Source organism: Moorena sp. SIO2C4 (assembly GCF_010672485.1).
GTDB lineage: Bacteria > Cyanobacteriota > Cyanobacteriia > Cyanobacteriales > Coleofasciculaceae > Moorena > Moorena producens.
The window spans coordinates 1-11,350 of the sequence record NZ_JAAHGN010000118.1; the positions used below are offsets into that span (position 1 = coordinate 1).

The 11,350-nt window shown below is 44.7% G+C and carries 7 protein-coding genes and 1 pseudogene; 2 read left to right on the top strand and 6 right to left on the bottom strand.

Annotated elements, in window-relative coordinates; translation table 11 throughout:
* The first annotated feature begins 1,348 nt into the window (after positions 1-1,348).
* Positions 1,349-2,869 carry a group II intron reverse transcriptase/maturase gene (locus F6K20_RS09080; RefSeq protein ID WP_008180688.1) on the top strand — a complete coding sequence of 507 codons (1,521 nt, stop codon included), beginning with the start codon at positions 1,349-1,351 and terminating at the stop codon, positions 2,867-2,869.
* Between the two features lie 430 nt (positions 2,870-3,299).
* Here the strand turns inward: F6K20_RS09080 and F6K20_RS09085 are convergent, their stop codons facing one another.
* The 3 genes from F6K20_RS09085 to F6K20_RS09095 form a co-directional block, all read right to left on the bottom strand.
* On the bottom strand, positions 3,300-4,505 hold the full coding sequence (locus tag F6K20_RS09085; RefSeq protein WP_044494956.1) for an aspartate aminotransferase: 1,206 nt from the start codon (positions 4,503-4,505) through the stop codon (positions 3,300-3,302).
* 798 nt (positions 4,506-5,303) lie between these two features.
* A complete protein-coding gene (locus tag F6K20_RS09090; protein WP_044494954.1) occupies positions 5,304-6,464 on the bottom strand; it encodes an iron-containing alcohol dehydrogenase family protein in 1,161 nt (386 codons plus the stop codon).
* A gap of 802 nt (positions 6,465-7,266) precedes the next feature.
* Positions 7,267-8,061: a lysozyme gene (locus tag F6K20_RS09095; protein ID WP_287294479.1), complete on the bottom strand. Its 795-nt coding sequence runs from the start codon at positions 8,059-8,061 to the stop codon at positions 7,267-7,269.
* Positions 8,062-8,559: 498 nt separating this feature from the next.
* Between F6K20_RS09095 and F6K20_RS09100 the strand changes: the two genes are divergently transcribed.
* A complete protein-coding gene (locus F6K20_RS09100; protein ID WP_008188717.1) occupies positions 8,560-8,730 on the top strand; it encodes a hypothetical protein in 171 nt (56 codons plus the stop codon).
* On the opposite strand, the gene murI is transcribed toward F6K20_RS09100, so the two are convergent.
* The 3 genes and pseudogenes from murI to F6K20_RS09115 form a co-directional block, all read right to left on the bottom strand.
* On the bottom strand, positions 8,727-9,623 hold the full coding sequence (gene murI, locus F6K20_RS09105; protein WP_008188715.1) for a glutamate racemase: 897 nt from the start codon (positions 9,621-9,623) through the stop codon (positions 8,727-8,729). The genes F6K20_RS09100 and murI overlap by 4 nt on opposite strands.
* 125 nt (positions 9,624-9,748) lie before the next feature.
* Entirely contained in the window at positions 9,749-10,999 is a 1,251-nt protein-coding gene (locus F6K20_RS09110; protein WP_353736740.1) for an N-acetylmuramoyl-L-alanine amidase family protein, read from the bottom strand.
* A gap of 38 nt (positions 11,000-11,037) precedes the next feature.
* Positions 11,038-11,350, bottom strand: a pseudogene (locus tag F6K20_RS09115) (hypothetical protein); the annotation flags it as partial.

An 11,350-nucleotide genomic window follows, 5' to 3' on the forward strand; every position in this document is an offset into this window, starting at 1 on the left:
TGGGGAAACCACGGCAGTCGCTCATGGGGGGAACCCCCAAGACCGCGCTGCCTCCCCTGTTCCGAAGCTGCATCGCTTAATGGCAAGCTCAAACCCTTATAACTACGTCCAAAGGAGCGCCCAAAACAGAATGTATATTTTTGGAACTTATGGGCTGAAATTATTATCCAGTAAGGATTTCAGCTTGTATGTCACCCCCCCAGGAAGATAGTTCATTGTAAAAAACACCCGCTGTTTAATTGCAGCGGGTGTTGAGTGAATAATTCAGAATGCTGGTAAAGCATAATTGAGTATCTCCTGCATGACGCGCTGGTAGTGTTTAGCTAAAATTTCGCTACCGCTCGGAATGATAGGAGGTATTGCTTTTTTTGGGGTTGTCGGAATAGCTGCTGATTGCTGATCAAAATTAGGACTTGAAGCGTTACTGCTTGGAATATATAGCGTTTCTCATAGCTATGAGGTACAATTATAAATAGATTAAATAGTTAATTATAAAAATTTCGTATGAAACCTTACTCTCTTGACTTTCGGCAAAAAATTCTATAAATTCATAACAAATAAAAATTATCAAGGTGCGCGCCTCCTAGGGCGAGTAAATCGCCCTAGGGTCGCACCTCCGAAACTTAGCTCAACGTTTTGGTGTAGCCAAAAGCTTTATTCAAGTGCGGCTCGTTCCAGCTAAGAGCCTTATTACATAAGGGGTATGAGCTGGGGGAAAGAAGGACTAAAAAACCTTCAAACCTAACTGACTGTTTGGATGGCGGTGAAAACCCGACCCCTTCAGGAGTGAAGTGACACCCGATCTGGCCACACCGAGACAGACGGCATTCTGTCAGAGTGACGCTGGCGACAGGGCGCAATCAGACATATTTCAGATGTATGACACTGGCGCTAATGGGAAGATGTCATGGGTAGATTAACGAAAGTCCTTAAAAAGTGTCTAAAAGCTAAGCCGCAATCTGATCGAGCCAAAGCGAGACTTCATCCTTTTATTCTCACGGTGTATTTTGAATGACAACCGTAAACTCCGAGAAGAGGATAGGCAAATTGGTTAGAAGTTACCGCAAGAATAGTGGAGCCTTTATAGTTAGTCGGCTATGGGTAAAAGGGTTAAAAATTTTGTAGTAAGGCTCCACTATTCTAAGGTTTCATCTCCGGACTGCCCTAAAACCTCATAACAATCTAACAGTCGGAACGAGTAAAAACGACAGCAACAAATGAGTCTAAGGAAAGGTCGAATCCTTAGTAAGTTATGCCAAACCTAATCCTCACTGTCGGGTAGGATGTAGCCGGAAACTGGCTACGGGTATTCAGAAAACACGAACTCTAGGAGAGCATAGGTAGACCCATGTCAAACAGATATAGCGACCTTTGGAAAGGACAAAAGTGGAAGAAACTCCGCCAAAATCTATTCCGCCTACAAAAGCGAGTGTTTAAAGCAGTTCGAGATGGCGACCTAAAGAAGGCGCGGTCACTCCAAAAACTGATTATGAAATCCCGTGCAGCACAACTTTTGGCAGTCCGTCAAGTGACACAGCTAAATAAAGGGAAAAAAACGGCGGGAGTTGACGGTAAGTCAAGCCTCAACTACCGGCAGAGATGGGAACTGGTAGAAACATTGAACGACTTTGCTTCGGACTGGAAGCATAGCCGACTCCGCGAAATCCCCATCCCTAAAAAGAACGGGAAAGTAAGGGTGTTGAAGATACCTACCATCGCTGATAGAGCATGGCAATGTCTAGCCAAATACGCTCTGGAACCTGCCCATGAGGCAACGTTCAGTGCCTATAGTTATGGATTCAGGCCGGGAAGAAGCGCACAAGATTCTCAGAAAATGCTATTCCTAAACCTGTGTTCGACTAAAAACGGCATACAAAAAAGAGTCTTAGAACTAGATATCAAGAAGTGCTTCGACCGAATAGCTCACACCACCATAATGAAGGAATTAATTGCACCTTCAGGCTTAAAATACGGGATATTTAGATGCCTAAAAGCAGGAACACATCCCGAATTCCCTGAGCAAGGAACTCCTCAAGGCGGTGTAGTTAGCCCGCTACTAGCAAACATAGCACTGAACGGAATAGAAGAATTAGACCCCAAAGTCAGAAGCATTAGATATGCCGATGACATGGTAATAATTCTAAAGCCAAAAGATAACGCTGAGAAAGTTTTAAATAAAATCAAAGCTTTCTTAGCAAAACGCGGAATGGAAGTCAGCGAGGAAAAAACCAAGCTAACTAAGACGACAGACGGGTTTGATTTTCTGGGGTGGTACTTCCGTGTCCAGAAAAACGGAAAATTTCGATGCATTCCCTCAGAGGATAATCATCGAAAAATACGTGAAAAAATCAAGCACGTAGTCAATAACTCGAACTATGGTGCCGAAATAAAAGCACAAAAAGTAGCCCCGATCGTACGTGGATGGAGAAACTACCATAAGAACTGCTATATGAGTAGTTCCAGGGATTCTCTATGGTTCATGAGAAATACGGCTCACCAGAAATTCCGCAAAGAAAAAAAGGTAAGTCGCTATAAAGCTACTGAACTATGTAAGAAAGCATTCCCGAAAGTAGGATACAGCCAAAATGAACACGTTAACGTTAAGGGGACTAAGTCACCTTATGATGGTGACCTAGTTTATTGGAGCAGAAGGAACTCGAACCTCTACTCAGATACTACCTCAGCAGCTTTGAAAAGGCAAAACCATTCCTGTGGATTTTGTGGACTAAGATTCCTAGAAGACGAGGATGTACACCTTCATCACATAGATGGAAACCACGACAACTGGAAATCAAAGAATCTAATAGCAGTACACAATAGCTGTCACCAGCAAATTCACTGGAGCACTCCTAAGGGAGAGAAGATCTAGGAGCCATATGAGGGGAAACTTTCACGTATGGTATGACAGGAGAGGTGCCCTCCTTAATCGGAGGCATCGACTCTAACAAATTACTAAAACAACATAGAGAAACCGGAGATATTAAACCGCAACGTCAAGGGGGAAGTCCGCCAGGGTGCATCTCAGTTTTGCCATTAGGCAAAACTGAGATGCACCCATTCTAAACTCTGGCCATTCTCACTGACAGCTATACGCAAAAATCGCTGTCGGTAAGGATAGTTAAGGCAAATGCAAGTTGTAAACCGATGCTACCAGATTTGATATAATTCCCCCAACAGTTGTTGAGTTCACTTACCTGCACCTACCTACAACTTGCACCTATTTACAACCTTAAACCTTAAACCTTAAACCTTAAACCTTAAACCTTAAACCTTAAACCTTAAACCTTAAACCTTAAACCTTAAACCTTAACCATTGTTTCGGCTTGGTAGCGGATATTAGCTTGTTTCAACCGATTGAGGGCTTCACCCAAGCGATCGCATTCCGCAATCAAACTAATCCGCACATACCCTTCACCCCCGATGCCAAAAGCATTTCCCGGCGTGAGGACTACTCCAGTTTGCTGCAAAACATCCAGAGCAAAATCCGTTGAACTTACCCCTACTGGGCAAGGAACCCACAGATACATGGTTGCCTTGGATTTAGGAATCTGCCAACCCAACTCTGCCAAACCCTCAATCATGAAATCTCGGCGGCGGCGGTAACGGTTTTGGACGTCTTGAAGGTAAACATCTGGCAGTTGCAAGGCCGCTTCAGCAGCGGTTTGCAAGGCAGCAAAGATCCCATAGTCCAGATTAGTTTTTAAGGTACGCAACCCTTGAATAATGCGGCTATTCCCCACTACAAAGCCAACGCGCCAGCCAGCCATATTATAAGTTTTGGATAGGGTGTGGAATTCTACACCAATATCTTTAGCGCCAGGAATTTCCAGCAAGCTAGTAGGCTGATAGCCATCAAATGCTAATTCCGCATAACATAAGTCATGTACTAGCAGAATTGAGTACCGACGGGCAAAGGCAACAATTTCTTCAAAAAACTCCCTTGGGGCGGTAGCGGTGGTCGGATTACTGGGATAGTTAAAATAGAGGATCTTAGCTCGTTGGGCAACCTGATCCGGAATTGCCCCTAAATCAATCAGCCAATCATTCTCCCGTTTCAAAACCAAGCTGTGAATTTCCCCCCCAGCAATCAACGGACCCCGGAAGTGGACCGGATAAGCAGGAGAAGGTACTAAAATCAAATCTCCCGGATTCACATAGGCCAAGGCTAGGTGAGCTAGTCCTTCCTTGGACCCTAACAGAGGTAAAGCTTCACTGTCTGGGTCTAGCTCCACATCATAGCGGCGGTGATACCAATTCGTAATTGCCCGACGGAAATTAGCAGTCCCCTCAAAGGGAGGATAACCATGGTTAGCCGGATTTTTTAAGGCTGCGATCGCTGCTTCGATCACCGGCTGCGGTGCTGAACCATCAGGATTACCCATCCCCAAGTCAATCAAATCCAGCCCTTGCTCACGGGCTCTTGCTTTTAATTCATCTAAACGAGCAAATACATAGGGAGGGAGTGCGCTTAGTCGTTGTGCTGGGGTAATCAAATCTACCATCATCAGTGTCAGGTTTGGAAGTTAGCCGGTTGAAGGTCAAAACCTAGAATTTTTGACTTTGGCCAAAAGGCCACGCGATCGCGAACGAGTTGAGAGCCAGTATAAGGGAAAATGCTAGTAATATAAAAGGTTATTAGAAATCCGAACACTGAAAACTCCGCCACAAAGCGAGCGGAGATGAAAGCGACTAGCGCGCTTTTAGCCTAAAAGAAATCTAGTCTAAAGGGTTGACGATTATCTAGCCCTAGGGTATATAAGTATAGGGTACAGGTTGAAAAACCGAGGCGCAACCGGGAGAGAAGCCCGCCACTGCTTGACCTTAAAACAGTAATGCCCGGAGGGCAGGGAAAATCCTCCTTAAAAACCCAATCGTTAACTAACAATTAACGTGTGAACCCAGAAAAATCACAACTTGAGAAAAAGAAACGGTACGGTGGGGCACACCGGAACCAGGCGAAAAGGAAGAGAAACGGACTCTTAAAGGCACTTCCAACTAAGTAACCAAACGCCTAGGGAGAATCGCCCTCTGGGTCTGTCGTAAATTGACTAAAAACTTGGTCTTGACGGGTTTTTGGTTAAGTACTGTCCTATTTTTGACGGCGTTAAAGATAGGAATACGGCGGTTTAAGGCGGCTCGTTGATCTAGGAATCCCCGCGCCTAATGGTCGGGGAGTGTCAACAGGTTTGAGCTCAAAAGCTGCAACCTTAACCCAACACCGTTCAACCTACAACCTGCAACCTGCAACATTTTTGAATGAAGAATGTAGAATTCCAAATTCTACATTCTTCATTCTACATTCTTCATTCTGACAGACAACCTTCAACCTCAACCGCTGGCAAACTTAACTCCTTACGACTGCCCTCAACTAGTATCCTAGTAGAAACCATTGCTGCCATCAGCTGTTCTGGAAGCACCTTAAACGGTAGCCGATGAATATCAGAATTTTCCCCACAGGCAATCTCAGCTGCTTTCTGTAACTGAGCCAAGGTAATCGACCCTAATCCCAGGTCTTGGAGAGTTTGGGGCAAACCAAGCTCAGCATAAAACTTCAGCAACTGTTGCCGTGCTGATGCCGCCAGTTGGTTCCCCTGAAGCATTTCTTCCAAACGCAGCTGCACCAAAATGCCATAAGCCACCTTTTCACCATGTAAAGAATCGTGAGCTGCTGGGATATGAGTTAAACCATTATGTACAGCATGGGCAGCAACAGTACGACATCGAGCTCCACCCAAGCCCCCAATCACACCAGCCAGTAAAACTGTTGCATCAACAACTTCCCGCCAAACTTGACTACCAGGTTGGGTTAGAGCCTCAACCGACTTTTGGAACAAAATATCTCGCAATACCCTTGCCTGTTGGACAGCCGCAATAATTAGAGTATCTGTAGCGCTACCACTACTAACCGAAGCTTCGTACCACTTCGCTAAGGCATCACCAATCCCGGCAACTAGGGTACGTTGGGGCGCTGTCTGAATCAAGCTGTAATCAAGTACCAATAAATCTGGGCAATGGTCAAGTCCAACATCATACAGGAAAGCCCCATGGTCAGAATAGATATTAGATAGAGCTGTCCAAGCGGCACAGGTAGCAGCAGAGGTGGGTACAGTAACTACAGGTAACTGACACTGGTGCGCTAGGATTTTAGCAGTATCCAACGCCTTACCTCCGCCAATCCCAATAATCAAGTCAGATTGATGAGCAGCAACAGCTTCTGAGAGTTTAGCTAGAGACTTCTCACTGCAATCAGGACTGTAGGATGCGCATTCATAACTGAGTTGATGCTGTTCCAAAACCGATTCCAGTGATGAGGCTAGGGTAGCCAGAGTATGCTGACCTCCTAGAATCAAAGGACGATTTCCCAGCCGTGCGATCGCATTTCCTGATTCTTCCAAGGAGCAACGCACTACTTGAGTCGGTGCCACGTTTAGGTAAAGCAAGGAAGTAGGTGCTTGTTTGGTCATGCCTGTAGCCCAAATAAACTTTTGGTTTGTTGACACTCCCCGCCCGCTTATGGACGGGGATTCTCACTTCAACGAGCTGTCTTGCCTAACCAGGCCGGAGCCAGGAAAGGTAGAGGACAATTCTCCATGAGCGTGTTTGGTCTATGACCTAGGTTTCGGTGTGCCCCACCGTACCTAAATTATTAAGGATTTAGATAGACAATGATTTTAAATATTTTGGCTCTCCTAGAGTGGCTATTATAAAGTATAAAATAATCGCCATAGCCTTTACTAATCAAGGGTTTGATTAATTTAAAAATGCCAATAAACTAAAAATGTATTTTTAGTTTATTGAATCCCTTGCTATTTAAGGGGTAATCGCTAATTTAAACTACTCATTTACTATAATCAGTCTAGGAGAGCCCATATTTTTTTTAATCTTAGATTTTCATAGACGACCAAATCGTTAGATTGGATTATGCAACATGCTTATCTCTTAGCTTGTTTTTTACATTGTCTACTTATTCTAAGATAGTGTCTATCCGTATTGTTTTTAGTTATCTGTTATATTTTTCAATAACACGCTCTGTGAAAACTGTCAAGTCAGAGATTAAAATAAAAGCCGTCCTAGAAGGACGGGGCTTTAAACCCATTTTTTTGGCTAAGGTGAGTAATTACCTTACTGGGTGATAGGTCTTTTATTATACATTTTGCCAAACTTAGAGGGGTTAGGGGTTAGGTATTAGGTGTAGCCTTGGATGACAATCTTCAACCTTTCAAACTTTCAACCTTTCAACCTGCAACCTTTAACCTTCAATTTGAATTAGCTCAGAAACAGTTTACGCTCCGCTTCTCTGCGTTTGCTCAAGCCTAATAGGACTCGACCACCACCCTTGTTCCAACGAAGAAACTCCTTGGCCGCCCCTTGAACATCACCCTGATTCAACTTACGTAACAATGTAGAGCGCCTAAACGCTGTTGGTCCTATATTGAACACAAAGCTAACTAGAGCAGAGAATTGATTATCAGTCAGTGATACTTTGACAAGATTACTCACCGTAGATTCAGAACTTTCTAAATCTTGTCTGAGCAATTTCTCCCCTTGCTCAACAGTGATGATATCTCCTATCCTAACACCAGCAGTATGACCCCATCCAATAGTAGGAATTCCCACCGGATCGATATAAGCTTCTACTCTGCCATCAGGGCACCTTTTATGGAGTCCTTCAAACTCTTTAACAAGATCTAAACCAGCTTGGTTAATGTTTCTATCGGTACCTGGTGGCAACTCTGGTGTTACTTTCTTGATGATAGCATCAAAGTAAAACTGAGCCGTTTGAGGACCAATAATTCCTCTGACAGCTCCAGTATTACCGAGTTTGTTAGCATCTTTAAACTTATTGACTCCTGCCTCAGACAAGTCCAAGCCGCATTCTTGACACAGTTCAAGAAAATTTTCTAAAATTATAGGGCTAATAACGTCTTCTACCTCCAATTCCATTAATTCTTGGAGTTTACTAACCTGAGGCACTGGCAGGTTGACTAGAATGTCAAGTGCATAGCGTTCTTCCACAGAAAGGCTATCGGTGTTGATGTCTTTAATAGTTAGAGCTGACATAGTTGGATGACTTATAAAATAAACGTAACGTTATTGGTGATCAAATCTGCTTTACTAATTATTAGATCCCTGATTTTTTATTGCTAAAGGTTAAGGGTAAATTATTAATTCGCAATTTTTAATGGTTATAAAAAAGCGATAAACCAGATTTTAATAGACAAGAGTCGCCCAGGAAAAAAATTCCATGACTTGACTCTGTTTCTTGACTAAGCTGATAGCTGACTGCTTACTCAACAACTAGGGTTTTGAGTTACTAAAGTAGTCTTCAGCGTGAGTTTTCGCTTTTACGTTAATTGTGATAAGTTTGAAACAAAAATTTACAAAACTAGGAATTCCCCTTTCCCGTCTCTTGGTGCGCGTTCCCGTGGGCGACAGATTATTAAGGGTAATTATCCGGAGATGATATGACAAGCCGAGCCAAACCTTGATTTAGCTTGATTTAGATCTAGGGTGAGTTAAAGGGGTTAAAGTGACCGAAAAAATTGCGAAAAATTAATCATGATAATAACTAACTTAGGTGAAATCGCCTCTGAGCAACGACTTCACCTAAGGAAAGTGGGATGCGTTAACTATTGCCTCCACAAGCAATTTTATGGTAAAAAAAATCGGTCTATTATTGGTCAGTCTACCGATTCTAAAGGTGCGCTTTCCGTGATGGCGTTCGCTTAGCGTGACCTACGGTCAAGGGATTGCTCGCCATCACGGGTCGCACCTAAAGGTATCCTAGGGATTGACACCTGTGGTAGATGTATTTTTTCAACTGTTGGAGTGTAACCCAGCCATTGTAGGGACTGTTGGGCAAACTGTTGAGGACAACCGCTGACCCCAAAGCGAGTTGGTCTTGCCTCCCCAGTATTCTTCCCTCCAATTAAATCCAGTTCTTGAGCAGCAGCAGCAACAACGTATTTCGCTGGGTCTACCAATTTAACGTCTGGGGGTAATATTTCCCGTAGGATCGGTTCGAGATGGGGATAATGAGTACAGCCATAAACTAGGGTATCAATTTGGGCTGCTAGCAAAGGTTCTAGGTACTGCCGTGCTACCGCTGTAGTGTAGGGTTCGCACAAGCGATTTTGCTCCACTAATGGCACAAACTCCGGACAACCCACTTGCCAGACCTGAGCCGTTGGTTCAACCTCTAAAATAGCATTTCGATAAGCATTGCTGGCAGCCGTAGCTGGTGTAGCAATCACCCCAATCCGACGACCTTGGTGGAGCGCCGCACGGGCACCCGGTAGAATCAGCCCCAGCATTGGGATGTCAAACTCACTACGCAGAGTTTCCAATGCCAGAGCCGAACTGGTGTTGCAGGCCATCACCACCATTTTGACATCCTGTTGCACCATCCAGCTGAGAATCTCGAAGCCGAACTGCACGATTTCATCGGTAGATCTGGTACCGTAGGGTAGCCGTGCTGTGTCAGCAAAGTAAATAATTGATTCGGATGGTAGTTGTTTGTATAGTTCCCTCAGAACAGTCAGACCCCCCACACCACTGTCGAAAATCCCGATAGGACTACTCTGGGGTTGAGTTCGAGAGATCAAAATTTGGTTATTGATCATTGGCTAAGAATTGGCACCTACCCACCCAGGGGCAATAAACAAATTACTTAGGTTCGCTCAAAACAAGAAAATTGTTAGATTATAGGTTAGCAATTATCAATTAAGAATTGACAAAATATCAGAACTTAACTTAGGTCAACCGATTCTGCCGAATATAACCGATTTTGCCGAATATATAGGAGGATGCCACGAGCGATCGCTCTAGCCATCTGGCTGCGATAGGCGGAAGTTTTCAGTTTAGCGGAGTCTTCATAGCCGGTTAGAAAACCAACTTCTACCAGAACTGCTGGCATGGAGGTTTTCCTGAGCACATAAAACCTCGCCCGTCGGGTACGTCGGTCACTAATATCCACGCTCCGCAAGATAGTGTAGTGGATGGTTTGGGCAAGACTCTGACCAGTAGAGTAGTAGTAAGTTTCTAATCCATTCACATCCGGTCGGTTACGCCCGATAGCATTAGCGTGGATGCTGACAAATAAATCAGCATCAGTCCGTTCTGCCACTTGAACTCGTCCATTCAGACTGATGAATCGGTCATCTGAGCGAGTCATGACAACCTGGATCCCCTGTTTTTCCAACAGCGCTTCCACCTGTCGGGAAATCGACAAATTAACATCCTTCTCTTGTATACCCCCAATCCCAATAGCACCAGGGTCTTTGCCACCGTGTCCGGCATCAATGACCACTACCAGGCGCTCTTTGGGAACCCGACGTCTGGGAATTGGTGGGCGAGTCCGGTTAGGCGGTGGCACAGGAATCGAGTTAGGCGGTGGCACAGGAATCGAGCGCGGGGGTATCCTGGTTGGCCTCCTTGATAGAAATGGTCTCAGTTGCAGAGCCAACAGCTGATCATTGAGCTGATTGAGGCTACCAATTCGGGTACCGTTTGATGGTTGTACCAGAATCAGCACCGTGTTTTTGTCCTCCTGCCGAACCATCACCTCTGATACGGGACTAGTGGTATTAAGTTGAGGGCCACTGAACTTCTCAGCTAGTTTGGCATTCGGTATAGTAATTTGGTAAGACTTTGAACGAGGATCCCATTTGCTAGTGGCTCTGACCCGTTGGTTAGCCTTAATCAATAGCTGAGTCTGATTACTAGCCAGTTCCACTGACCCAATGGTGGCTAACTTACCGGTATTAGCCGAGCCACGGGATTGAATCGGTTTCGTTGGAACTTTGGATGTTGGTCCATTATCTAAGCGTTGAGCTGGGATCCCCCTAGGGAAAATCAACACCCCTCCCAATCTTTGACTGAACGATGCCAGCCAATCAGGGCTGTCACTATCCACATTTAGGGTCATCCGGACAATCGGTGGGGACTCTTTTTTCTTTTCAAACTCGATTTTGCTAACCCCGTAGCGATTTACCTCCAAATCCTCCCCTAACAGACTCTCGGCAATTGTAACCCCTTCTAGGTCGATGTTAATGCGGCGGTTATTGCGACTTCGTTCGATTTGAATGATAGGTTTCCCACCATCGGTACTGACAAAAAATCCATTTCTATTGATCTGAAAGCCTTGGCGGCGAATCCCCGGATTGGATCTCGGAATAGTTGGATTGGATCTCGGAATAGTTGGCCGTGGTGGAGGGGATTGAGCTGATCTACTTGTGCTTGAGTAATTTGCACCAGTGGCTCTTGGAAATTACTGCTACTAGCACGGGTAATGTCTACAGCTGTCTTATTAGCTTGGCTCAACAGTTGATCAACAGCTTGATTTACGGCT

Excerpts from the sequence above, each read along its gene's own strand:
- F6K20_RS09095 (WP_287294479.1), bottom strand. The coding sequence starts at position 8,061 with ATGTCAGCTCTAACTATTAAAGACATCAACACCGATAGCCTTTCTGTG.
- F6K20_RS09080 (WP_008180688.1), top strand. The coding sequence starts at position 1,349 with ATGTCAAACAGATATAGCGACCTTTGGAAAGGACAAAAGTGGAAGAAA.
- murI (WP_008188715.1), bottom strand. The coding sequence starts at position 9,623 with ATGATCAATAACCAAATTTTGATCTCTCGAACTCAACCCCAGAGTAGT.
- F6K20_RS09085 (WP_044494956.1), bottom strand. The coding sequence starts at position 4,505 with ATGATGGTAGATTTGATTACCCCAGCACAACGACTAAGCGCACTCCCT.
- F6K20_RS09090 (WP_044494954.1), bottom strand. The coding sequence starts at position 6,464 with ATGACCAAACAAGCACCTACTTCCTTGCTTTACCTAAACGTGGCACCG.
- F6K20_RS09100 (WP_008188717.1), top strand. The coding sequence starts at position 8,560 with ATGATAATAACTAACTTAGGTGAAATCGCCTCTGAGCAACGACTTCAC.